This window comes from Cloacibacterium sp. Arc13 (assembly GCF_041431305.1).
In the GTDB taxonomy this organism is placed as follows: domain Bacteria; phylum Bacteroidota; class Bacteroidia; order Flavobacteriales; family Weeksellaceae; genus Cloacibacterium; species Cloacibacterium caeni_B.
The window spans coordinates 1-23364 of record NZ_JASMRM010000025.1; the positions used below are offsets into that span (position 1 = coordinate 1).

Below are 23364 nucleotides of genomic sequence, written 5' to 3' on the forward strand. Positions count from 1 at the left end.
CAATTGGAATTTTTGAAATTTTCTTCTTTGTTGACATATTATCTAATTTTTAGTCAACTTTTTTCAGGACAAGACAGTATATGCAGCTCTACCAGTTTCTATCATACTGTAGTAAGAAATCATCATTCCGTAGTTTACATTTACAAAAAGTACTTCATCTACTCCATATTTAGATTTTAGTGCTCTAAAATCATAATTAGAATATTTTTTTGACTTATCTGCATTTGATTTATCAAATTTTAGAGCAGTTTTAGCATCGAATTTTTCATCAATCAATACCACTTCTTTTCCTTTTGATTTAAGAATTTCTGTGTACATGCTGATTAAATCTTGCTGAGGATTCATGGTTTTGTCTATGTTTGCAAGAACTGGCTGATATTTATCTCCAGAAGTCAATGCAAGGTCTAATAATCCTTGTGAACCTTGTCTAAATTTAGCAGCAGGATTTACATTGACCATAATTCCTACTTTAGAAGTTTTGGTCCAGTAATCAGCAGAAAGAGGAACTTGAACTTGACAACTGATAAAAAATAACGCTAGTAGCGATAATAGAAATAGTTTTTTCATTGGTTAATTATTTAGTTGCATAAAAATATTAATTTTCTTCTTTGTTTTTATCAATTCTGTTAAAAATCATAAAAAAATCTGCAAACCATTGATTTACAGATTTCAGTGGAGTTGGAGGGATTCGAACCCTCGTCCAAACAAGCAATACGCAAGCTTTCTACATGCTTATTTTGCTATTGGTTTTCGTCGTAAAGCAGACAGCAAACAGCCAACTTTACGCTTATCTTCTAAAATTTTCGTTCCCGAACCGAAGTTTTTCGGGACTTATTTCCGCATTTTCTATGCCTCGGAATCGAACGTCGCAGAACAGAACTTTCGGGAGACATCTTGTTTCCTTACTATACTTCGGGAAAAACGCTAATCCTACTAAGCTTCGGATTAAGCAGCAAGAGCAAACTCTTCGTTGCCAGTTAAATTCTGTAGCAAGGGATTAAAGAGATCGCGCTACGGTTCTCTGCATGCTTACTTACCCATTGGTCTTGCTGTCGAAACCAGTCAACCCCAATTTTTAAGTATGCAAATATAAGCAAAAAATGTACCTAAATTTTAATTCTGTATTTCTTTTATTGTGGCGCCAAATTTCCGCCTTCCGTTCCCGCTTTTTTTGTGTGGCGGCAAAGCCGCCGCACAAAAAAGAGCTCTACTAAAGTCGGGGCGCAATTCCGTTATCATTAGAACTTTTTAACCAAATTTTGAAAATTTCTCTCTTAAAAACTCATAAAAAAGTTAATCTCGGTTAAAGTTGTTTCAGCAATCAAATTTCAAAATAATTTTGAGGCTGCTAATCATAACCCATGAAGAAAACTCTACTCCTATTTTTATTCATTATCGCACATTCTTTTCATGCACAAGAATACATCTTTGGCAAAATTACCTCAGAACAAAACTTAGAATTATCGGGTGTTTTAATTCTCAACACCAGAACCGACGAAAAAGCCTATTCAGACAGCGATGGCAATTTTATGATTTCTGCAAAAAACAATGATGCACTGCGATTCGTAAAACAAAAATTTGACAGAATTACCTATTCTGTAAAACCCGAAGATTTTAAAAATTCAATAAAAATTACGTTGATAAAATCCGTAGTAGAAATAGAAGAGGTAGAAATTAAAACCAAACTCACCGGCAATTTAAGAGAAGATGCTAGAAGAGTAGAATCTGTGAGAAAAGTAAAACTCAATAAAGAAATTTCTAAATATATTGCTGAAAAATCTGACCCAGAAATTATAAAACCAAGAGGTGGCGAATTTGTTCAACCAGTTGGGCAAGGTTTTTCTGTAGGAAAAGTTTCTAATCAAGCAGACCAAATAGATTTAGCCGAAGATTTTCTAGAAATTCTTGGCGAAGATTATTTTACAGATTTAGGACTTAAAAAAAGTGAAATTTCGGGATTTATTTTTCATGTAATGAGCAGTTTAGATTTAAAGAACGCTTATAAATATGGTTATCTCAAAGGAAGCGACATTGCTCAGTTCAGAAAACAAGCAGAAATAAAAATCAATGATTTTAGAAAGTTAAAGTAGTATGGAATTGAATTTGATGTATAATTTTTCGTAAATTTAAAGTTATCAAATCATCACCTAAAATCACAATTTTATGAACAAAAACATTATCGCCATTGCTGTTGCTTCATTGGGCTTCATCATTGGACTTGGCTTATTAGGAAGCGCCATCAAAAACCGAAACAAATCAGAAAACACCATCTCTGTTACCGGTCTCGGAACCAAAAAATTCACTTCGGACCTCATTACTTGGAGCGGAAACTTCTCCAGAAATAGCTTTGAACTGAAACAAGCTTATGATGCACTTTCCAACGATCGAAAAATCATCGAAAACTATTTGATTTCTAAAGGAATTCCTAAAAACGAAATCGTTTTTTCTGCGGTAGATATTCAGAAGCAATATAATTATGTTTCAGACGCTAATGGAAGCAGTCACCAAACTTTTGCAGGTTACCAGTTAACTCAATCGGTTTCATTAGAAAGTAAAGATGTGGCAAAAATTGAAAACTTGTCTAGAAATATCACCGAAATTATCAATCTTGGAATAGAATTCACTTCTTCTCGACCGAATTATTTTTACACCAAACTCGCGGAAGTAAAACAAGAAATGATTGCTAATGCTACAAAAGATGCTAAAGAACGCGCCGAAAAAATTGCAGAAAATGCAGGTTCTGATTTAGGAAATCTTAAAAAAGCAACCATGGGTGTTATCCAAATTACCGCGCCAAATTCAAACGAAGATTTTTCTTACGGCGGAACTTATAATACTCAATCAAAAGAAAAAGAAGCGAGTATTACCATTAAATTAGAATATGAAGTAGATTAGTTGAAATTTTAGATTTCGTAGACAATTTCGTGGATTTCTTTTACTAACGTTTCTAAATTTTCAGGCTCGAAATTAGCCATTAAAAATAAATTAACAGCATATTTACCTTCACCATAACTTGGTTGAAGGTAATTTTTTTCTATGACGCTAAAGCCATTTCTTTCGTAAAAGCGCAACCTTCTTTCAGCAATTTCTGAAAGTGAATCAGGCTCAGTTTCTAAAATCAGTTTTTCGAATTTCTCTTGTAAACTTTCCAGAATTTTTTCTCCAAATTTTTGATTTCTAAATTCCTCGAAAACTTCAAAATGCTCTAAAAAATAAAATCCTTGAAGCTCCCAAATTACGCAGTATCCTATATTTTCATCTTCCTGATTAATGGAATAAACAAAAGCGTCTGGATTTTCGGCCAAATCTAGAAATTGGTCTTTGCTTCGTCTTTCTTCTTCGGGAAAAGTCTTTTCGTAGCGGTAGAAAATTTTAGAAATTTTCTTGCGGTTTTGTAATTCTTCGAACCAAACCATTTTTATTTACAATTTTTGATTTGCGATTTTTTGATTTTAATAAAAACCATTATTTATAGGTCAAAAACATTAGGTCTTCTGGTGACGAAAATATCTTTTACCCAAAGCGTAAATGCCATCATGAGATAAACCAAGAAGAAAAAACCAGCAGTCGCAAAAGTGGAATAAATGAAAAATACACGTAATTTAGAAACAGGAATTCCCAGTCTACTCCCAAATCTGGTGAGCGTTCCGAACCATTCATGTTCTACTTTGTGTCTTAAATCAGTAATAATTTTGGGTTCTCTCATTATTTCAGTTTTTCATTATTTTGATGACGGTCAAAATCTCTTTCTGTTTTTACTTTCATCTTTTTATCAAAAGCGACTTGTAAATCTACGCCAGTTTGGTTTGCCAAGCACAAAGTTACAAAAAGTACATCTGCTAATTCTTCGCCTAAATCTTTAGATTTATCAGATTCTTTTTCGCTTTGTTCACCATATCTTCTGGCAATAATTCTGGCAACTTCTCCTACTTCTTCGGTTAACATTGCCATATTGGTTAATTCATTAAAATAACGAACACCAATGGTTTTAATCCATTCGTCAACTTGATTTTGTAGAATTTTTATTTCCATAATTTCTTTGTTACGAGGTACGTGTTGCGTGTTGCGAGATAATCTCGTATCTCGAAACCCACAACTCGAAACTTTTTATTGATACGCTCCAATAGTAGGATTGGTCGTTCTGTTCACTTTTACAATATCTAGAGGAACCAAAGCTGCAGAGGAAACCTTTCCTTTCGCTTTTGCAGGAGAAGTAGCTTTCACTCTCAAATTCATTTTTTGGGTGAAATAATTCTCAAATTTTGGATCTTCGTTTTTGATGGAATTCACAATTTTAGCATTTCCGTCCCAAGTAAAACCTGCGTTTGCAGCATCAAATTTTACCAAACAATTCTCGATGAAATAATTAAATGTTTGTCCAGTAGTTGGCTTGAACTGAATCGCGTTATTTCTTTCGGTGTAAATGATAGAATTTTGAAGATTTAATGTTAAAGCGCCTTGTTCGTTAGAAGTTCCGTTGTTATATTCGTTAGTTGCATAGATTCCAAAACTCGGCAAAGTGCTATTTAAGTTCCAATAATTGGCAAAAGTAGCATGTAAAAAAGTATAATTTCCGCCTTTAAAAACTCCTAAATTCGCTTGCCCACAATTGTTAACCACCAAATTTTCTGCATTTACAGTGGCATTAATTCCTAAAATTCCAAAATCTTGAAAAGTATGAACAATCGTATTTTTAAGCGTAGCAGAAGCGTGATTGAGTTCTAAACCAGTGGTTCCACCAAAAATTTTAGCATATTTTAAATTGGCAATTGCACCTTGTTCAAGCTGAATTCCGCCCCAGTTAAGAGGAAGCGTGTCATATCTCGCATCATTTCTATCTCCGCGGAAAATTACTTCTTTGCCTAAATCTCCATTGGCAATCAATTGAGCATTTTTCCCGATTTTCAAATTGGCATTTTTATGAAAATAAACTTTTGTTCCCTCAGAAATAGTCAGTGATTTTCCATCAGCTAATTTCAAATCGCCATAAATAATTTTGGCTTTTTTATTGTTCCAAGAAGTATTGTCTGTTAAAATTTTCGGACTGTTTTCGGTAGAAATATAAAATTCCACATCTTGAACTACTGACAACAAAGTCACGTGTTGATTCGCAACTGGTGATTCTATCTGAATTTTTTCTTCGGCAATCGCTTCTGGAGCATTAGCAATAGGAGCAATTTCTACAAAAATATAAAGGCTGTCTTTTTTACGAAGGGGAACATTGGTAAATTCCGTTCCTGCTTTTCCATCTACATTAATTCTGTAAAGTGAAGAATTTCCTGATTCCAGATAAATCTTTGGAATGGAAATATCTTTATTCTCGTCGTTATAAATTTTTACAGCATAGGTTTCGCTTCTCACCTGATTGTAAACCGTGTCTAGAACCAAAGTGTCTACCGAAAATCTGAGTTTTTTGCTTGGTGCATCAAATTCTATTTCATCTCTGTTACAAGAAATAACAAAAAGAGCCAACCAAAACCCGAAAAAAAGAAAATATTTTGTCTTCATGGAAGTTTAAAAATAAGCGTAAAGTTAATGAAAAAAGCTGAACTGTTTCTAAAAACGCAAAAACTGTAAAATTTCTTTCACAAAAACTTAAAACGCTATTTGTCAATTCAAAAAATATTTTTATTTTTGCAGTCTAAAATTAAGAATAATAAAAGCAGTGCCATTACACGCAATTATTATCAACTAAAATTTAAAAAGACAATAAAGATATGAAATCAGGAATTCACCCAGAAAATTATAGATTAGTTGTATTCAAAGACATGAGTAATGACGAAATGTTTCTTTGCAAATCTACAGCTGAAACTAAAGATACTATTGTTTACGAAGGTACAGAATATCCATTAATCAAAATGGAAATCTCTTCTACTTCTCACCCATTCTACACTGGTAAAGTAAAATTAGTAGATACTGCAGGTAGAGTAGACAAATTCATGAACAAATACAAAAAATTCGCTAAGTAATTTAGCCGATTTTTTCATAATAAATCAGTCCTTCAAAATTTTTGAAGGACTTTTTTTGTATTTTTGAGAATAATTTTTCGTTTGTCATTCTGAATGAAGCAAAGCAAAATGAAGAATCTTTTTATTCAATAGATTCTTCACTTCATTTCATTACGCTCAGAATGACAGAAAGTTTTAATAATAAACATTCAATTAAAATGCAACTTATATTTTCTGATGCTCAATTTTGGGGAGATTTTCTTCCACTTACTTATACCAAACCAATCGCAGAACTTAGAACAGGAATTCTTACGTTTTCTGAACGTTGGCAAAAACTCTTAGATTCTTTAGAAGTTTCTTACATCACCGAAGATTATCTTCAAAAAAAATATAAATCTTACGAAAAGAAAGAAAGTTTACTGATTACTCCAAATTTTCTTCCTTCTGAAAATGTTTTGGCTAAAATTAAAAATTTGCAATTGGGAGAAGCTTTGATTTATGAAAACGAAGTTTTGGCGGCGAGATTAAACATGGAAAACTTCTCGCTTTCGCAGATTGAGAAAATGACAGACATTACCGAAGAACTGATTTTCTTTAAAAAAGCTACGGATTTATTTTCCTTAAATGATAAAGCCATTGATTTTGATTTTGAATTGGTAACCAAAGGAAGAACTTCTGCTCCACTTTCTGAAACCAACGGATTTTTGGGCAATAAAGAAGATTTATTTATAGAAGAAGGCGCCGAAATAGAATTTGCCACGCTTAATTGCAAAACTGGGAAAATCTACATCGGCAAAAATGCAGAAATAATGGAAGGTTCTGTAGTAAGAGGAAGTTTAGCACTTTGTGAAGGTTCTAAAATCAATATGGGTTCTAAAATTTATGGTGCTACTACGATTGGTCCGCATTCTAAAGTTGGCGGCGAAGTGAATAATATTGTCATCACTGGTTTTACCAATAAAGGTCACGAAGGTTTTGTAGGAAATTCTGTGATTGGAGAATGGTGCAATCTTGGAGCCGACACCAATTCTTCTAACCTCAAAAACAATTATGCAGAAGTAAAATTGTGGAGTTATCCATCTAAAAAATTTGTAAAAACTGGACTTCAATTTTGCGGATTAATTATGGGAGACCATTCTAAAACTGCGATTAACACTCAATTTAACACAGGAACTGTAGTGGGAGTTGGTGCTAATATTTTCAAAAGTGGATTTCCACCCAATTTGATTGAACATTTTTCTTGGGGCGGATTTAAAGGAGATGAAAAATTTAGATTAGAAACCGCTTACGAAGTTGCCGAAAAAGCTATGGCAAGAAGAAAAATAGCTTTAACAGAAGAAGATAAGGAGATTCTGAAATGGGTTTATGAGAATTGCTAGTCTTTTTAAACGCAAAGATTTCTACGTTGCTTTTGTCATTCCGAAGGAATCTTAACAAAAAAATTATGACATTAAAATGTGATTCTTACGGATGACATAATTAACAAAAAATCCAAGCCGCTTTCAAAATTCTGAAAGCGGCTTTTTTAATGACTAAAAATCAAGAAAATAAAAAATTTTCATTTCTGATGTAATATTTTTCCGACCTTCGTTGTCTTACCTATAGAAACTAACCTATGAACCAAGAAACATTTAAGAATACAGTATTTGTTTTGAAAGACGAGATGTATCGTTTTGCGAAGCGATTCTTGGTGAGTAGTGATGAAGCCGAAGATTTGGTGCAGGATTTAATGCTAAAATTTTGGCAAAAAAAGGATGAATTGGTACATCTCAATTTAAAATCTTATGTACTAAAATGTGTGAAAAACGAGTGTCTTAATAAACTGAAACACGAAACGGTGAAACAGAATTTTGCAGATTTTCAGCTTCATAGAAATGAACTCTACAAAATGGAAACCAATAACTTGAAGGAGAAAATTTTAGAATTTATCAATGCGCTCCCCGAAAAACAGAAATTGGTCATTCACCTGAAAGATGTAGAAGAATATGAAGTCTCGGAAATCTCGGAGATTTTAGAAATAGAAGAAAATGCAGTGAGAGTGAATCTTATGAGAGCCAGACAAAAAGTAAAAGAACAGATTAACAACCTGTTAGCGTTTGAAAACAGAAAAATTCAAAACATTTAAAACAAAAAAAAATGAACCCAAATATAGATAAAGAATACCAAAACATCTTCCGAGAACTGAAGGAAGAAAAAATGGATTGGAATTTCGAAGATTTCTTGAAAAAAACCGAAGAAAAACCAGAGGAAACTAAAGTAATTCCTTTGAAAAAAGGATCTGGTGGTGGCAGTCAAAAATGGTATTGGATGGCAGCAAGTTTGGTTACGCTTTTTGGAATGATGATGTTTTTTAACCCAGACATTACAGAACCAACTTTGAAACCAATTGCTTCTAATGAAAGTAATCCTTCAGAAAAACCAGCACAAACCAACATCATAAAACCAACTGAAAATCAAAAAATTAACAGCAATTCAAACATTATAAAAATTACTAAAAACAACGTAAAACCCACTAAAAAAATAAATCACGAGTTCAGAAATGAACATCAAAATATTGCTTCTCAACCATCTACAAACGTAAAAAATTCTACTGAAATTCTAGAAAACCCAGCAGAAGAATACAGCGCAGATTATGTAATCGTAAATGGCAAAAAAATCTATAACGAAGAAGAAGCCATCGATATTACGAAGGAAGCATTTCAACTTTTCGCGTGTAACGTTACCAAAACTATAAACCAGGCAGAGCCTATCAAAAATTTATCCATTAACTTTTAAAAAATTAATACAATGAAATATATTATCACATTCCTATTCCTCATGTTTTTGCCTGTATTTGCTTTGGCTCAAACTGAAAAATTAGACGCAATTTTTGAAAAATATCAAGAAGCAGAAGGCGTAACTTCTATTAAGATTGCTAAGCCAATGTTTAGATTGCTCAATAACATCAATATTGATGACTCTGATATGGACAAAATTAAACCGCTCATCAGTAAAATGAATGGTTTAAAAATCCTCATCATGGAAAAACCTGAAAAAGCCGAAAATCCTACCCCTGCTCAATTAGCTGCCATCAATGAAGCTAGTAAAGTAAAAAATGAAATTCTAGCTGCTGTAAAAAATCTGAAATATGATGAACTGATGACGCTGAACAGCAAAGACAATAAAATCAAGTTTTTAGCTGCAGACACAAGTTCTAATTTACTGAATAACATGCTATTAACCATTTCTTCTGAAGATGAAAACATCTTGATGATGTTAGACGGACAAATCTCTATGGACGATGTTTCTAACTTGATTAATGACGTTCAAAAAGAAGACAAAACGCCTAAAACACCAGAAAAACCTAAAAAATAAACACTGAAATCGCCATTTATACAAATTTTTAAAAATGGCGATTCTTTTCAACCATTGTCAACTAAAATTAACACTTATGAAATCATTTCTAAAACTTATAGCAATTTTTACCATTTTGGTTTCTCTGCAATCTTGCATTGTAAGTGAAAAGTCTCTCTACAACGAAGAAACAAAAGGAAACGCTACCATTACCAAAATAAATGTTCCGATGTTTATCGTAAAACCTTACATCAAAAAAGCATTAAGAGAAGACGGTGAATCAGAAGATGTTATTCGCCTGATCAAAAAAATTAGAAAAGTAAAAGTTTATACTGTACAAAATGCTTCTGATAAAATGATTAATCAATTTTCTAGACAATCTTTTGGCAGTAATTTACAAGAATTGATGAGTGTAAACAGCAAGGATTCCAAAATTAAAATTATGTCTGCCATTACCGATTCAGACACCATGATTAAGGATTTACTGATTACTGTGAGAGACGACAAAGAATTGGTTTACGTAAAAGTTTTAGGAAAATTTTCTTTGGATGACATCTCAAGAATCACAGAATTATCTAAAAAGAATAAAGATACCGTTGCAAATAATTAAAATAAAAACTGCCCTTTTTGAGGCAGTTTTTTTTAGTATAATAAATGATAAACTTTTACTTTTTTATCATTTTCAAAAAAATTGACAATGTAAATGTCATTAAATTTTTCGTCTGGAATATCTTTGAACAAAGGTTGCTGAATTAATTCATTGAGCAAAACTGGGTTGGTATTAGAATGCCCTGAAATAATATTGACTCCAGTGTTTTTAGATAAATCATTTTTCACAAATTCAGGAATTTCTTTTGGATTGTAAATCTTCAAATCTAACTTTTTCTCTAAAATCAAAGGCTCTAATGTTTCTCGAGTTCTGAAAAAATCGGTACTAAAAGCATTCTGAATTTTTACTTTACTGAACAGTTGAGCTAAACGTTTTGCCCTTTCTTTTCCTGCATCAGAAAGATGAGGATTTTTGCCATTATTTTCTTTCTCACCATGTCTTACGACAATATAAACCAAAGCTTTTTTATCAATACTTTGCTTTATATTTTTAGAGGTCGCTTTACCCACAAAAACAGTATCTACTTTTTGCTGTGAAAAAGTCAAATTAAAACTGAAAAGGGACAGTAAAAGGAGAAATGAAGCTCTTTTAAATATTTTCATGATATAAAATTATCTTACAAATCTAAAATAAAATTTTAAATCAGTTTGCACGACATATTTTGTCGCATAGCCATATTATCTTTGTCGGAGAAAAGAAGAAAATAACGAAATTTTCTTTCTAGGTATAAACAAATTAATTGTATTTTTGATAAAATTTAAGAAAAAATGAGCAGTATAGACGATAAGAAAAAAGCACTCGCATTAGTCCTCGAAAAAATGGATAAAACCTACGGAAAAGGTACCGTTATGAAAATGGGAGACAATGCAGTAGAAGAAGTAGAAGTAATTCCGAGTGGTTCACTTGGTTTAGATATTGCTTTGGGAGTTGGCGGTTATCCAAAAGGAAGAGTCATCGAAATTTATGGCCCTGAATCTTCTGGTAAAACCACACTTACCATGCACGCAATTGCAGAATCTCAAAAACAAGGCGGAATTGCGGCTTTCATAGATGCAGAACACGCTTTTGATGCAGTTTACGCTAAAAAATTGGGAATTGATGTAGAAAATTTAATCATTTCTCAACCAGATAATGGTGAACAAGCATTGGAAATTGCAGATAACTTAATCCGTTCTGGAGCGATTGACATCGTGGTAATCGACTCTGTTGCAGCTTTGACACCAAAAGCAGAAATTGAAGGAGAAATGGGAGATTCTAAAATGGGATTGCATGCAAGATTAATGTCTCAAGCTTTGAGAAAATTAACAGCTACAATTTCTAGAACAAAATGTACGGTGATTTTCATCAACCAATTAAGAGAAAAAATCGGGGTAATGTTCGGAAATCCTGAAACAACCACTGGTGGAAATGCTTTGAAATTCTATGCTTCGGTAAGAATTGATATCAGAAGAAGCGGTTCACCAATAAAAGTAGGTGAAGATGCTGTAGGAAACCGCGTGAAAGTAAAAATTGTGAAAAACAAAGTTGCTCCACCATTCAAAAATACAGAATTCGATATTATGTACGGAGAAGGAATTTCTAAAGTTGGCGAAATTCTAGATTTGGGTGTAGAATTTGACATTGTTAAAAAATCTGGTTCTTGGTTCAGCTACGGCGATACGAAACTAGGACAAGGTAGAGACGCCGTGAAAGAATTACTAAAAGACAATCCTGAACTTTTAGAAGAATTAGCTGAGAAAATAAAAGTGGCTATTAAAGAAAAATAATAATTTTTTTAGATACAAAACCGGCGCGAGCTTTGCTCGCGCCGGTTTTTTTTTAAGAATATTGCGGCAGCTTCGCTGCCGCAATATTCTTATCAATATTAAATTGTAATTAACAAAGGAGATTTCCCTCTTTTACAAATTAATTTCTTCTAAAGGATTCCAAAAAATATTTTTAAAATTCTGAATTTTATTTCCTTTCACTTCTACTCCTTCTTTGGCTAACTTTTCGGTAAATTTTGGAATACAACTTACCGCAGAAATAATTCCACAAGCGCTACAAACTCTATGTGCAGGGAAATCTTCATCATAATTCCTCAAAGCATTTCCTACATGGCGAGAATAGTTTGGAAAACCAACTGCTTTAGCAATTGCTCCATAAGTTGTAACTCTACCGATCGGAATCATTTTGATGATTTCAAAGACTTGTTGTTTGAAGGTTTCTTTCATTTTTATTAGATTTTAGAGGTAAGATTTCAGAGATCAAATGATTTCAAAGATAATTTTTTTTTATGGAATTGACGCTCGCTTCGCTCGCGCTCAATTATTTTCCAAATTTTTTAATCTTCAAATAAAAAACCGAAAAGTAAAATTTAGCCCCGATTGCAGCGACATCCTTTTTTGTCATATTGAGCGGAGTCGAAATCTGAACAAAAAAGATATAGCGAAAAGCGGGACTGCGTTTCTAAGTAATACAAATTTTGTTGCTCCAAAAAAATAAAAAAACGCCCAAAATAATTTGAGCGTTTGTATAATTTTCAGCGACTAACTTTCGTCTTTAGCTTTATGAATTTTCTAAAATATATTTGAAAATTAGTGGAGCACAAATGGTAGCATCACTTTCAACGATAAATTTCGGTGTGGTAATATCTAGCTTGCCCCAAGTAATTTTTTCGTTTGGTACAGCTCCAGAATACGAACCGTAAGATGTGGTAGAATCTGAAATCTGACAGAAATAACTCCAGAATGGGATGTCGTGCATTTCCATATCTTGATACAACATTGGCACAACACAAATCGGGAAATCACCTGCAATTCCTCCTCCAATTTGGAAGAAACCTACTCCTTTTCCACCGCTGTTTTTTGGATACCAATCTGCTAAGAACATCATATATTCAATTCCAGATTTCATAGTAGAAGCTTTTAAATCTCCTTTAATACAATAGCTTGCGAAAATATTTCCCATCGTAGAATCTTCCCAACCTGGTACTACAATTGGTAAATTTTTCTCTGCAGCAGCAATCATCCAAGAGTTTTCTCTAGGGATTTCATAGTATTGCTCTAGAACTCCAGAAAGAATCATTTTATACATATATTCATGTGGAAAATATCTTTCTCCTTTAGAATCTGCATCTTTCCATATTTCATAAATATGTTTCTGCAATCTTCTGAACGCTTCTTCTTCTGGGATACAAGTATCGGTAACTCTATTTAAACCTCTTTCTAGCAAATCCCACTCTTCTTGAGGCGTAAGATCTCTGTAATGAGGCACTCTTTCGTAGTGAGAATGCGCTACCAAATTCATTAAATCTTCTTCTAAATTCGCTCCAGTACAAGAAATAATATCTACTTTGTCTTCACGAATCATATCCGCCAAAATCTTCCCCATTTCTGCGGTTGACATCGCTCCAGCCAAAGTAATCATCATTTTCCCACCATCTTTTAGGTGCGCTACATAACCTTTTGCAGCATCTACCAAAGCAGCAGAATTAAAATGCAAATAATATTTTTCTATAAATTCGGTAATCGGTTTATTGCTCATTTTTATAAGAATTTTTGCAAAGATAAGAAATAAGAGCCAAGTAAAAAGTAAAAAGTAAAAAGTAAAAATTTTATAAAAGCAAGCCGTTTTATACTTCTTTTCACTTACAGTCCCGCTTTCACTACTCGCTTTTTTAGAAATTCTCCACGCACAAAATCTGAACGAAAAAATTTCTAAAAAGAGCTCAAACAAACCGTTCAATCTAGGCTAGAAAGTACTTTTGGGTTTTCTTTCCACTATTCTAAACTACCCCGTCTTCAAAAATTTTTAATTTTTGAATCCACCCTTGATTGCTTCGCTCCTTGCAGTGACAGAGGAATTTTTGAAAACGTTCTATCCTTTGGAAAAAATATTCTAAATTATTTAAAACTATATTTAGATTCTTTCAGAATGACAAACTGTGTGTTTGCTTTGGAAACAATTGACGCTCGCTTCGCTCGCGCCATTTTAAAGTTTAATTTAATCAATCCAAAGAATTGATTAAAACATAATATCTAAAAGCCAAAATTCCTTTTTGAAATTTTGTAAGTTTCGTTGGGTCAAGATGGCTGTATTTTGGGAGAAATTTTTTATTGAATCGGTTAACAATTCTGAAGACTGACTTTTTCATATTTTTTTTATTTGTATCGCTCCAATGGAGCTTCCAGCTAAACGTTATTTATAATTTCTACAAACCTTTGATTCCTATGGAACCAAATCTTATCATTTCTTACAACCTAAATTTTCTATTTTCTTTCTTCTCAGAGAGTTTCTTTTTGCTTTCTAGACGCTTTTCTACTTTTGCTCGGCTCGGTTTGGTTGCAATTCTTTTCTTCGGAACGATGAGCGATTTATTCACCAATTCCTGAATCTTTTCAATCGCAATTTTTTTATTTTGCAATTGTGTTCTGCTTTCCGAAACGGTCAACTGAAGAATTCCATCCAAATTAATTCTATTTTTCAATTTCAAAGCAATTCTTTCTTTCTCCAAATCTGTAAATACGGCAGAATCTTCTAACTTCCACATCACTGTTACTGAAGTTTCTACTTTGTTTACATTTTGCCCGCCACTTCCACTACTTCGGGAAGTTTTGTAAGAAAGTTCGTGCGCAAAATTTTTCATAATTTATCTCTCGCTGATAAAGCAGATTTAGCAGATGTTCCTCTGGTTAATTTAATCTCATTTTTTTTACCGCAAAAGAAGCAAAAAGAAAAACTTGAAAACAAATAATTCAAAAGTAAAAAAAGTAAAATTCCTATTTTTTACTTTTGGATAGCTTATGAATAAAGGAAATCTTTTGTTACTTTTGTGGTTAAAATTAAACTTTAAATTAAAATATCATAAAAAATCTAATTGCAAAATAAAAGGCTAAACTAAAGAAAATCTGCATAACCTGCTCAATCTGTGAGAAATTTAAGTATTTCTTTCCTTAAAACCTTACCGTTTTCCGCTCTTGGGAATTTCTCTAAAAATAAGATTTCTTTCGGAATATGAAACTTGCTTGGAAATTCTAAATTATAAATTTTAGATTTAATTTCTGTCATGCTGAGCGTAGTCGAAGCATCTTTTCCTTCGAAGACTAACACCAATTTTTCACCTAAAGTTTCGTCTGGTTTTCCAAGGAAAACTAAATTTTTATCAATATGTTTTTTAACTAAATTCTCTAATTCTTCGGCAAAGATTTTCACTCCACCAGAATTAATCACATTATCAAATCTTCCTAAAAACCTGAATTGCTTTTCATTCCATAATTCAACAATATCGTTGGTTTGCAAAATTTCTGGATTGAGTTTTGGGGCAAAAATTTTCAAACAGTTTCTTTCATCTACAGAAATCTCAACATCATTTAAAATCGTAAAATAATTTTCCTGAACAGGAGAAATCTGCTTCAAAGCAATGTGAGAAAGCGTTTCGCTCATTCCGTAAGTCTCGAAAATTCTAGTGGGAGAATTGGAGAATTGAAGAGTAGTAAAGATTTCATTTTTCAACTTTTCTGAAACGGCTGCTCCTCCAATGATGAGATTTTTGATGAAATGAATTTTATCTAAAGAATTTTGAACTTGCAAAGGTGTCATTGCACAAAAAGCAATATTTTCAGATATTTCAGGAGTTGAAGTTGGTGTTGTAATAATGAGTTTCAGTTTTCTTTCGATGGCTCTTACCAGCATCATTTTACCAGAAATATATTGAACTGGCAAACAAAGCAAAGCTGTATCTCCTTCTTTCAATCCTAAAAAATCACAAGTCATTTTTGCCGAATTGAGCATTCTCTTTTTTTGGATTTCAAAGACTTTCGGAATTCCTGTAGAACCCGATGTTTGTACCGAAACGGTTTCAGAATGAGAAAACCAATCTTGCAAAAACTGAAGAACTTTTTTTTCAAATTCTGTTCTTGGAAGAATGTTTTTTATATCAAAATTTTTGAAGTCGATTTGCATTTTCTCTCGCTGATTTTGCTGATGGAGCAGATTTATTATGTTTTAAAAATTTATGTGGTAAAGTTAACGATTTTTTGCGTGAGGGCGAAGGCAATTGTTGGAGCTCTTTTACGGCGGCGGCTTCGCCGCCGCCGTAAAAAGCGACTTGCCGAAGACCGACCTTTTGTTTTTTGAAGTGAAAAACCCTTTCTGCATTTTAAAATGCAGAAAGGGTTTTGTGATGGCGAAAACAAAAGGGCACGCCATTATTTTTACAGAAATTACATTCTGTTTACCACATTAATTCCCAATAAATGTAAGGATTTTTTGATGGTTTTTGCAGTTAAATCTGAAATTTGGAGTTTGAATTGCTTAGCGTTTTCGTCTTCCAAAGTCATTACAGGATTGTTTTGGTAGAAAGAATTATACGTTTTCACCAAATCGTAAACGTAATTCGCAACTTGAGCCGGACTTAATGTCTCAGCTGCTTTTTCCACAACTTCTTTATAATTAGACAATTGCATAATTAATTCTTTCTCTGAAGCATTTGGTTGATAACTTCCAAAATCTGCTTCTACAAAATTTGCTCTATTCAATAAAGATTGAATTCTAGCATAAGTATATTGAATAAAAGGCCCTGTATTTCCGTTGAAATCAATACTTTCTGCAGGATTGAAAAGCATTTTCTTTTTAGGATCTACTTTCAACATAAAATATTTAAGAGCACCTAAGCCTACAATTTCGTAAGATTTTTCTTTTTCTTCGCTTGTTAAACCTTCTAGTTTTCCTAGTTCTTCAGATTTTTCTTTGGCGGTAACGTACATTTCTTGCATTAAATCATCTGCATCTACCACCGTTCCTTCTCTGGATTTCATTTTACCTTCTGGCAATTCTACCATTCCATAAGAAAGGTGATACAATTGATTTGCCCAATCGTAGCCTAATTTTTTCAGAATTAAAAATAATACTTGGAAGTGATAATCTTGTTCGTTTCCAACGGTATAGATGAGTTTTTGAATATCATTTTGTTTGAAACGTTCTACTGCAGTTCCCAAATCTTGTGTCATATACACAGAAGTTCCGTCACCACGAAGAACGAGTTTTTGATCAAGTCCATCTTCAGTTAAATCAATCCAAACAGAATTATCTTCTTTTTTGAAGAAAACACCTTTTGCAAGACCTTCCTCGATGATGTCTTTTCCTAAAATATAGGTATTGCTTTCGTACTGAACTTGGTCGAAATCTACGCCTAATCTTTTGTAAGTTTCATTAAAACCTGCATAAACCCAAGCGTTCATTTTTTCCCAAAGTTCACGAACTTCTGGTTTATTTTGTTCCCAATCGAGAAGCATTTTTTGAGCTTCTAAAATTATTGGCGCTTGTTTTTTTGCCGTTTCTTCGTCTAAACCATGCTCTTTGAGTTCTGTAATTTGAGATTTATAATTTTTATCGAATTCTACATAGTAATTTCCTACCAATTTATCTCCTTTTAAGCCAGAGGTTTCTGGAGTTTCTCCGTTTCCGAATTTTTCCCAAGCGAGCATAGATTTGCAAATGTGGATTCCTCTATCATTGATGATTTGAGTTTTTACGACATTGTAACCTGCTTCTTTAAGAATTTGAGCCACAGAAAAACCCAATAAATTGTTTCTGATGTGTCCAAGGTGTAATGGTTTGTTGGTATTCGGTGAAGAATACTCTACCATTACGGTTTGATTTTTATTTTCTTTTATGTCAAACTGAGATTTTATTTCTTTGAAATTCTGAACAAATGCTTCGTTATTAATAGATAAATTCAAAAAACCTTTTACTACATTAAAGTTTTCGATAGCTTCTTGCTTTTTTAACTCTTTTCCCAATTCATTCCCTAAAACATCTGGACTTTTCTTTGCCAACTTTACCAAAGGAAAAATAACTACCGTGAAATCTCCCTCAAAATCTGTTTTGTTTTGTTGAACTTCTAAAGCAAGATTTTCAATTTGATAATTATTTTTTAGAATCTCAGAAATAGAGTTTTGTATATGCTGTTTAATATCCATTTTCTATATTTTATGCAAAGATAATAAATAAAAAAACCACCCGAAAAATCGGATGGTTTTTATTGTATTATTGACAATCAAATTTTATTGATCCCACCAAATTTTGGACTTATTACTGTCAGTCCCTGGATTTAATCCTGATAAAGCAGTTTTATAATTTGCACTATTAAAATTTTGCTCTTCCAAAGGATAAATCATTCTTCTAGGTATTACACCACCATTTAGAGCATTGGTCGCTGGAACTAAATTTGGATATCCGGTTCTTCTCCATTCTGACCATGAATCTAAACCATTATTAAATAGAGCTACCCATTTTTCTTCTCCAATTACTCTTAAAGCTCCAAAAGCAGTAATGTCAGCAACTCTTGCAGCAGCATAAGCATCTGCATAAACTGTTGGTTGAAGAGTAGTACCAGAAATATTAGGACCTCCCCATACATTTGTATTTCTATCATAATTATCTGAATTCGTAATATAATGTTTGTCCAAGGTTTGATAATTTAAAACAATTCCTTGAGATAGCATTAATTCTACGTTTTCTGTTGTCCAACCTCTAGCTGCAGCTTCAGCTCTGTTTAAAAATGTATAACCTGCTGTCATCAAATTCATAGGAGAGTCTGCTCCTCTAAATTTCAAACTCTGAGAATTTGTTGCTGATGAAGGCGCAGAATAACCAGCTGCTGTTAGACCTTGAGAACTATAACCATAAGGAAGACCTGTAATACTCATAGAAAATGCATTATTGTACATTTTTAATCTTGTGTCAGGTGTATGATTTGAAGTTCTGTTAAAAGAAGTAGTTGTTCCTTTTAATGATTCAACTAATTCTCTCGATAGTCTATAGTCAGCTGCTCTAAAAGCATTTAATGGATTAGGCAACAAATTTGATGATGAAAAAGTAAACCAAGCCTCATCTGCAATAGTTTCGATAACTCCTGAAGAATTTGATAAAGCTGCTTTAAATTCTGTAGCAGCAATACCTGTTGCTGAAGGATATTTTTTTGACATCTGGAGAGCTACTTGTAATAAAACAGAATTTGCTAACTTCTTCCATTTAGTTACATTTCCTCCATATATAATGTCCCCTTGAGGAGCTGTAGTTGAAGAGTTAAGAGCATCTCTACCATCTTTCAGGTCTTTTATTATCTGAGTATATACGGCTTGTTGAGAATCATACTTTGGCGTCTTAATTCCATTTTGTATTTGCATTGCTTCAGAAAAAGGTGCATCGCCAAATGCATCAGTAACTCTTTTCATCACAATAGCTCTAAAAATCTTAGACACTCCAATCATATTTTGAGCACTTCCTTGAACTGCCATTGCTGGAGTAACAGTGCCTGAATAATCTTGAATGATTTTAGTTAATGAATTCATCTGATTAACATAGTATCTTGACCAAGCAGAAGCTGTTTCGCCATATAGTGATTCCGTGGTATAAACATATTGTGATTGATATTGAACATATAATTGAGGATTCATTAAATATGCATTACCACCATTTTGAGCAAAATTCATCATTGCTCCTGACATTAAAGATTTATAATCTGAAGAATAAATACCATTAACATCTTTATTATAGTTATCTCCAAAATTTTCGTCTGCACATGATAAAGCAAAAGAAAAAACAGTCAAAGATAACAGTATTGATTTTATTTTTTTCATAATAGTTTCTTTTAGAAATTAAGTTTTACATTAACACCAAATCCTCTAGTACTTGGTAATTGACCATCTTCCCCATAAGCTTGTGACATTTCAGATGGATCAAATTTGTGATGATTATCTTTTGCAACCCAAATTAACCAAGGATTTCTTGCAACAAGTCCCACTGATATGCCTTGGAATTTTGAACCTATTAATGATTTTGGTAAAGAATAACTTACAGCCATTTCTCTCAATTTAATATAACTTGCATCATGAACATATTCCTCTGCAAGTCTGTTTCCATGGAATTGAGTGAAATATGTATATGCATCTACATATGTATCAATAGCAGTACCTGTTTCGCTTACTCCTTTTACATGTACACCACCACCAGTACTCACATCATCTCTTACATTAAATCCTCTATCATTAATTGCTGCTGTCGCATCTAATAAACCACCGGAATTACCCCATTGTTCTGAAAGAGAGAAAAATTTACCTCCTTTTTGAAAGTCAATTGCAGCACTTAAAGTAATCCCTTTATAACTTAAAGTATTATAGAAACCTCCTGTAAATTTAGGTAATACAGAGCCAAAATATTTATTTTGTTCTACTGCATAAGTCCCATTTGCATTAAGTATCTTATTACCATTTGCATCTAATTTGAAACCATTTCCAACTAATTGTCCCCATTCCATACCTTCCTTTTGAATTACAGAAACATAACCAAAAGCAGGAGCAAATCCATAATTAATTGCATTTAAACCTTCTGCAACACGCTCAACCGTTGACTTGTTTCTTGCAAAATTAAATGAAGTATTCCAGTTAACACCATTGGAGCTTTTTAACACATCACCAGAAAGTGATAATTCAACCCCTTTTCTGACTGCATCAGCAGAATTAATAAATGTATCTAGCATTCCACTTGAAGAAGGAACCGTTACAGGAATTGGCTCATCATTTCTTTTTTCATTATAATAGGTAGCAGAAAGCGAAACTCTATTTTTTAAGAATTTTAAGTCAGCTCCTAATTCAAAATTTTGATTAATTGCTGGTTTTAAGTTTGGATCCACATATCTTGTAGGCTGTAGAGCAATGATATATGATTTTGTACCTGATTTAAATGGTTGACTATTATATCTAAATTCTGGATTTAGAGCTGTAGCACTAATATCTGCAGCTATTTGGGCAATACCAGCTCTCACCTTAAAGAAAGTTAATAAGTCATTCTTCTCTATAAGATTATGTAAAAGCACACTGCCACCTAGTGAAAATGTAATAAATGAATTATTATTATTAAAATATGCAGAATTTATATCATTTCTTAATGAACCATCAACATATATAAAATCATTATAACCTAATGAAAATGTTCCAAATAATGATTTTGTTGTCTTTTTATAACTATAAGGATTAGATGTAGGTGCAATATCAGCATTTTTAAAGTCCCAAACATCTGGAATAATTAATTGTCCTAATTTACCAAATACATCCATTTGAGCAGAACTTCCTGACCAATTAAAATTAGTAATAATCCCTCCTACAAATGCATTTAAATCAAATTTCCCAAATTTATTCTGATAATTAGCTCTAATTTCATAATTATCTTCAACTCTTTTACTGTCACTATAACCAAATCCATTTAGGAAATCCATGTAACCTCCTTGTGTACCAGATGCACTTTTAGTAAGTGAGTATGGCATAAAATATTTAAAACTATTGCCATCATCTCTTCTTGAAAAAGTTCCTCTAATAGACAAATTATTATTTATCTTGTAATTTGGAGAAACAGAAAACATTAAATTATCTCTAAGAGAAAAATTTTCATATCTCTCCATATAAGTATAAGGGTTAAACCAGAAAGCAGGTTTTTCATAAATTCCACTTCCCCAATTATCAGGTCCCCACCAGTTCCACGAAGCATGATATCCATTAGGAGTTTCTAAATCTTTTAGTTCTTTCATTTTTTTGATATCCAAATCTCTACCAAACCATTGATTAAATGATCCTGAAGTTTGGTTAGAATAGCCATCATCAAACTCTCCTCTAACTTTTCCGCTTAAATAATTAAATACAAAATCAACGTTGAAATTATCTGTAAATTTGTAATTAGAATTCATATTAAGATAATTTCTTTTCAAAAATGTATATGGAGTAATACCTTTTTGATCTAAATTTGTAAATGATAGTCTAGCTGTATAATTATCATTACCTCCAGATAATGAAATAGTATTTTTCAAACTAACTGCATTTTCGTAGAAATCTTTCACGTTATTTGGCTGAGCAACATATTTTGCTGTTTTACCATAATAAGGACTATCTTTCCACCAAGAATACCATGGCACATAATCTTGACCATCAAATTTTGCACCCCAAGATTCATCCGCTAAATTGTTATCTCCAGCTTTATATCTCATACCATCAAAAACAGACCATTCAGCAGGATGAAAAGAAGGATTGAATACAAATGTTTGCAATGAACTATCCCCATCATAACCTTGACCATATTGATTTTGATACTTCATTGTTCTAGCAACTTTATCAACTGTTATGGTAGAGTTCAACTCCACATTCAACCTATTCTTAACCCCCTTTTTCAAAGTCATTAAAACCACCCCATATTGAGCTCTCTGTCCATAAAGCGCAGTAGCATTTGGACCTTTAAGAACATTCACAGATTCAACATTATCCATGTCAATAGTATTAGGATCAACCACTACACCATCTAGAACATAGATTGGATCATCATCACTTAATAAACTCACCGCACCTCTTAATCTAAGCTTACCTGTATCACCAAGTTTAGACCCTGCTTGCGCATTCAATTGCACACCAGCAACTTTACCTGCAATAGCCCCTTTGACATCTACATTCTGTGTTAAGTTTAAATCTTTTGACTTAACTGTTTGATTTGCATAAGAAAGTGACTTTTCATCTCTTTTAATACCTAAGGCTGTAACTACTACCCCCTCGATATCCTTAGTTTTTACTGTATCTGTCTTTGCTTTTTGTGCATATGTAACACTAAATGAAGCAGAAAGAACTACAGCTAAAACGCTTTTTGTTAGTTTCTTCATATCAAATTAAATTTTTCATTGAGACAAAAATGCAAAACATTATTAACATATCCAAATTTTTTGTTAATAAAACCTTAAATAATTATTAACTTTGCAATGTTTTCAATAAGAAGGTTGGTTTTTCGTTAAAATTTATGGAATTGATAAAAAAATGGTCTGAAAATTATGTGGAGGCAGGGTGCGATGAAGTAGGAAGAGGGTGTTTATGTGGTCCTGTAGTCGCTGCCGCAGTGGTTTTAGACGATAATTTTGAGCAAAATTTAGTTAATGACTCTAAAAAACTAAATTTCAAAACACGTTTAGAGCTAAATGATTACATTAAAAATAATGTAAAAGATTATGCGATTGCAGAACTTTCACCAGAATTTATTGACCAGCACAATATTCTTAATGCTAGCATACATGCTATGCATAATGCTCTTGATAAACTTACTATAAGACCAGAATTAATTTTAGTGGATGGGAATAAATTTCATCCTTACAATTATATACCTCATCAGTGTATTATAAAAGGAGATTCTAAAATATTATCTATTGCTGCGGCTTCTATTCTTGCTAAAAATTACAGAGACCAACTCATGATTCGTTTACATGAAGAGTTTCCTGAATACGGTTGGAATAAAAACATGGGATATGCTACTAAAGTCCACATAGAAGCTTTGAAGAAATTTGGCCCCACGAAATATCATAGACAATCTTTTAGATTAAACTATGATTATGACTAGTCCTAAAAAACCGATACAGATTATAGGACAAAAATAAATAATTAAACCAAAGTAAAAACGTTTTTGCTT

At 32.6% G+C, this 23364-nt stretch carries 23 protein-coding genes and 1 other RNA gene; 10 read left to right on the forward strand and 14 right to left on the reverse strand.

Annotated elements, in window-relative coordinates; all coding sequences use genetic code 11:
* Positions 1-63 precede the first annotated feature (63 nt).
* Both QO190_RS12860 and ssrA read right to left on the reverse strand, forming a co-directional pair.
* Positions 64-567 carry a hypothetical protein gene (locus QO190_RS12860; protein WP_371463675.1) on the reverse strand — a complete coding sequence of 168 codons (504 nt, stop codon included), beginning with the start codon at positions 565-567 and terminating at the stop codon, positions 64-66.
* Between the two features lie 103 nt (positions 568-670).
* Positions 671-1070, reverse strand: a transfer-messenger RNA (tmRNA) gene (gene ssrA / locus QO190_RS12865).
* 291 nt (positions 1071-1361) lie between these two features.
* On the opposite strand from ssrA, the gene QO190_RS12870 reads away from it, so the two are divergent.
* Positions 1362-2090, forward strand: coding sequence for a hypothetical protein (locus QO190_RS12870; RefSeq protein ID WP_371463677.1), 729 nt, complete (start codon positions 1362-1364; stop codon positions 2088-2090).
* 73 nt (positions 2091-2163) lie between these two features.
* Positions 2164-2895 (forward strand): SIMPL domain-containing protein, encoded by a 732-nt coding sequence (locus QO190_RS12875; protein ID WP_104794186.1) that lies wholly within the window; start codon positions 2164-2166, stop codon positions 2893-2895.
* 8 nt (positions 2896-2903) lie between these two features.
* On the opposite strand, the gene QO190_RS12880 is transcribed toward QO190_RS12875, so the two are convergent.
* The 4 genes from QO190_RS12880 to QO190_RS12895 form a co-directional block, all read right to left on the reverse strand.
* On the reverse strand, positions 2904-3416 hold the full coding sequence (locus tag QO190_RS12880; RefSeq protein WP_371463679.1) for a GNAT family N-acetyltransferase: 513 nt from the start codon (positions 3414-3416) through the stop codon (positions 2904-2906).
* Positions 3417-3469: 53 nt separating this feature from the next.
* The gene (locus QO190_RS12885) at positions 3470-3706 is read right to left on the reverse strand and encodes a PspC family transcriptional regulator (RefSeq protein WP_371463680.1); all 237 of its coding nucleotides are present in this window, start codon (positions 3704-3706) and stop codon (positions 3470-3472) included.
* Positions 3706-4032 carry a nucleotide pyrophosphohydrolase gene (locus QO190_RS12890; RefSeq protein WP_213197388.1) on the reverse strand — a complete coding sequence of 109 codons (327 nt, stop codon included), beginning with the start codon at positions 4030-4032 and terminating at the stop codon, positions 3706-3708. Before QO190_RS12890 ends, QO190_RS12885 begins: the two co-directional genes overlap by 1 nt.
* A 75-nt stretch (positions 4033-4107) precedes the next feature.
* Positions 4108-5508: a hypothetical protein gene (locus tag QO190_RS12895; protein WP_371463682.1), complete on the reverse strand. Its 1401-nt coding sequence runs from the start codon at positions 5506-5508 to the stop codon at positions 4108-4110.
* Between the two features lie 209 nt (positions 5509-5717).
* On the opposite strand from QO190_RS12895, the gene QO190_RS12900 reads away from it, so the two are divergent.
* The 6 genes from QO190_RS12900 (at position 5718) to QO190_RS12925 (ending at position 9891) form a co-directional block, all read left to right on the forward strand.
* Positions 5718-5969 (forward strand): type B 50S ribosomal protein L31, encoded by a 252-nt coding sequence (locus tag QO190_RS12900; RefSeq protein WP_371463685.1) that lies wholly within the window; start codon positions 5718-5720, stop codon positions 5967-5969.
* A 197-nt stretch (positions 5970-6166) separates the two neighbouring features.
* Entirely contained in the window at positions 6167-7327 is a 1161-nt protein-coding gene (locus QO190_RS12905) for a GlmU family protein (protein WP_371463687.1), read from the forward strand.
* A 236-nt stretch (positions 7328-7563) separates the two neighbouring features.
* Complete coding sequence (locus tag QO190_RS12910) at positions 7564-8073, forward strand: RNA polymerase sigma factor (protein ID WP_069800582.1); 510 nt, start codon at positions 7564-7566, stop codon at positions 8071-8073.
* Positions 8074-8084: 11 nt separating this feature from the next.
* A complete protein-coding gene (locus QO190_RS12915) occupies positions 8085-8723 on the forward strand; it encodes a hypothetical protein (RefSeq protein ID WP_371463690.1) in 639 nt (212 codons plus the stop codon).
* A gap of 12 nt (positions 8724-8735) precedes the next feature.
* Positions 8736-9302 (forward strand): DUF4252 domain-containing protein, encoded by a 567-nt coding sequence (locus tag QO190_RS12920; RefSeq protein ID WP_371463692.1) that lies wholly within the window; start codon positions 8736-8738, stop codon positions 9300-9302.
* A gap of 76 nt (positions 9303-9378) precedes the next feature.
* Positions 9379-9891, forward strand: coding sequence for a DUF4252 domain-containing protein (locus QO190_RS12925; protein ID WP_371463694.1), 513 nt, complete (start codon positions 9379-9381; stop codon positions 9889-9891).
* A gap of 32 nt (positions 9892-9923) precedes the next feature.
* Here the strand turns inward: QO190_RS12925 and QO190_RS12930 are convergent, their stop codons facing one another.
* Positions 9924-10493: a histidine phosphatase family protein gene (locus QO190_RS12930; protein ID WP_371463696.1), complete on the reverse strand. Its 570-nt coding sequence runs from the start codon at positions 10491-10493 to the stop codon at positions 9924-9926.
* A 165-nt stretch (positions 10494-10658) separates the two neighbouring features.
* Between QO190_RS12930 and recA the strand changes: the two genes are divergently transcribed.
* Positions 10659-11657 (forward strand): recombinase RecA, encoded by a 999-nt coding sequence (gene recA, locus QO190_RS12935; protein ID WP_371463698.1) that lies wholly within the window; start codon positions 10659-10661, stop codon positions 11655-11657.
* Positions 11658-11789: 132 nt separating this feature from the next.
* Here recA and QO190_RS12940 read toward each other — a convergent pair whose 3' ends face one another.
* From QO190_RS12940 to QO190_RS12970, 7 genes are all read right to left on the reverse strand, one after another.
* The gene (locus tag QO190_RS12940; RefSeq protein WP_371463700.1) at positions 11790-12104 is read right to left on the reverse strand and encodes an MGMT family protein; all 315 of its coding nucleotides are present in this window, start codon (positions 12102-12104) and stop codon (positions 11790-11792) included.
* Positions 12105-12438: 334 nt separating this feature from the next.
* Positions 12439-13416 carry a deoxyhypusine synthase family protein gene (locus QO190_RS12945; RefSeq protein ID WP_213197378.1) on the reverse strand — a complete coding sequence of 326 codons (978 nt, stop codon included), beginning with the start codon at positions 13414-13416 and terminating at the stop codon, positions 12439-12441.
* A 709-nt stretch (positions 13417-14125) separates the two neighbouring features.
* Complete coding sequence (gene arfB / locus QO190_RS12950; protein ID WP_371463702.1) at positions 14126-14518, reverse strand: alternative ribosome rescue aminoacyl-tRNA hydrolase ArfB; 393 nt, start codon at positions 14516-14518, stop codon at positions 14126-14128.
* Between the two features lie 275 nt (positions 14519-14793).
* Complete coding sequence (locus QO190_RS12955; RefSeq protein WP_371463703.1) at positions 14794-15834, reverse strand: AMP-binding protein; 1041 nt, start codon at positions 15832-15834, stop codon at positions 14794-14796.
* Positions 15835-16094: 260 nt separating this feature from the next.
* Complete coding sequence (gene argS, locus QO190_RS12960; RefSeq protein ID WP_371463704.1) at positions 16095-17852, reverse strand: arginine--tRNA ligase; 1758 nt, start codon at positions 17850-17852, stop codon at positions 16095-16097.
* A gap of 84 nt (positions 17853-17936) precedes the next feature.
* The gene (locus QO190_RS12965) at positions 17937-19484 is read right to left on the reverse strand and encodes a SusD/RagB family nutrient-binding outer membrane lipoprotein (protein ID WP_371463706.1); all 1548 of its coding nucleotides are present in this window, start codon (positions 19482-19484) and stop codon (positions 17937-17939) included.
* A gap of 41 nt (positions 19485-19525) precedes the next feature.
* Positions 19526-22570, reverse strand: a complete 3045-nt coding sequence (locus QO190_RS12970) for a SusC/RagA family TonB-linked outer membrane protein (RefSeq protein ID WP_371463708.1) — start codon at positions 22568-22570, stop codon at positions 19526-19528.
* A 134-nt stretch (positions 22571-22704) separates the two neighbouring features.
* Between QO190_RS12970 and QO190_RS12975 the strand changes: the two genes are divergently transcribed.
* Complete coding sequence (locus QO190_RS12975; RefSeq protein ID WP_371463710.1) at positions 22705-23295, forward strand: ribonuclease HII; 591 nt, start codon at positions 22705-22707, stop codon at positions 23293-23295.
* The last annotated feature ends 69 nt before the right edge of the window (positions 23296-23364 follow it).

Coding starts and splice junctions, on each gene's coding strand:
- QO190_RS12870 (WP_371463677.1), top strand. CDS start 1,362: ATGAAGAAAACTCTACTCCTATTTTTATTCATTATCGCACATTCTTTT.
- QO190_RS12975 (WP_371463710.1), top strand. CDS start 22,705: ATGGAATTGATAAAAAAATGGTCTGAAAATTATGTGGAGGCAGGGTGC.
- QO190_RS12955 (WP_371463703.1), bottom strand. CDS start 15,834: ATGCAAATCGACTTCAAAAATTTTGATATAAAAAACATTCTTCCAAGA.
- QO190_RS12945 (WP_213197378.1), bottom strand. CDS start 13,416: ATGAGCAATAAACCGATTACCGAATTTATAGAAAAATATTATTTGCAT.
- QO190_RS12925 (WP_371463694.1), top strand. CDS start 9,379: ATGAAATCATTTCTAAAACTTATAGCAATTTTTACCATTTTGGTTTCT.
- QO190_RS12880 (WP_371463679.1), bottom strand. CDS start 3,416: ATGGTTTGGTTCGAAGAATTACAAAACCGCAAGAAAATTTCTAAAATT.
- QO190_RS12910 (WP_069800582.1), top strand. CDS start 7,564: ATGAACCAAGAAACATTTAAGAATACAGTATTTGTTTTGAAAGACGAG.
- QO190_RS12885 (WP_371463680.1), bottom strand. CDS start 3,706: ATGAGAGAACCCAAAATTATTACTGATTTAAGACACAAAGTAGAACAT.
- arfB (WP_371463702.1), bottom strand. CDS start 14,518: ATGAAAAATTTTGCGCACGAACTTTCTTACAAAACTTCCCGAAGTAGT.
- QO190_RS12860 (WP_371463675.1), bottom strand. CDS start 567: ATGAAAAAACTATTTCTATTATCGCTACTAGCGTTATTTTTTATCAGT.
- argS (WP_371463704.1), bottom strand. CDS start 17,852: ATGGATATTAAACAGCATATACAAAACTCTATTTCTGAGATTCTAAAA.
- QO190_RS12915 (WP_371463690.1), top strand. CDS start 8,085: ATGAACCCAAATATAGATAAAGAATACCAAAACATCTTCCGAGAACTG.
- QO190_RS12920 (WP_371463692.1), top strand. CDS start 8,736: ATGAAATATATTATCACATTCCTATTCCTCATGTTTTTGCCTGTATTT.
- QO190_RS12905 (WP_371463687.1), top strand. CDS start 6,167: ATGCAACTTATATTTTCTGATGCTCAATTTTGGGGAGATTTTCTTCCA.
- QO190_RS12890 (WP_213197388.1), bottom strand. CDS start 4,032: ATGGAAATAAAAATTCTACAAAATCAAGTTGACGAATGGATTAAAACC.
- recA (WP_371463698.1), top strand. CDS start 10,659: ATGAGCAGTATAGACGATAAGAAAAAAGCACTCGCATTAGTCCTCGAA.
- QO190_RS12895 (WP_371463682.1), bottom strand. CDS start 5,508: ATGAAGACAAAATATTTTCTTTTTTTCGGGTTTTGGTTGGCTCTTTTT.
- QO190_RS12930 (WP_371463696.1), bottom strand. CDS start 10,493: ATGAAAATATTTAAAAGAGCTTCATTTCTCCTTTTACTGTCCCTTTTC.
- QO190_RS12970 (WP_371463708.1), bottom strand. CDS start 22,570: ATGAAGAAACTAACAAAAAGCGTTTTAGCTGTAGTTCTTTCTGCTTCA.
- QO190_RS12900 (WP_371463685.1), top strand. CDS start 5,718: ATGAAATCAGGAATTCACCCAGAAAATTATAGATTAGTTGTATTCAAA.
- QO190_RS12875 (WP_104794186.1), top strand. CDS start 2,164: ATGAACAAAAACATTATCGCCATTGCTGTTGCTTCATTGGGCTTCATC.
- QO190_RS12940 (WP_371463700.1), bottom strand. CDS start 12,104: ATGAAAGAAACCTTCAAACAACAAGTCTTTGAAATCATCAAAATGATT.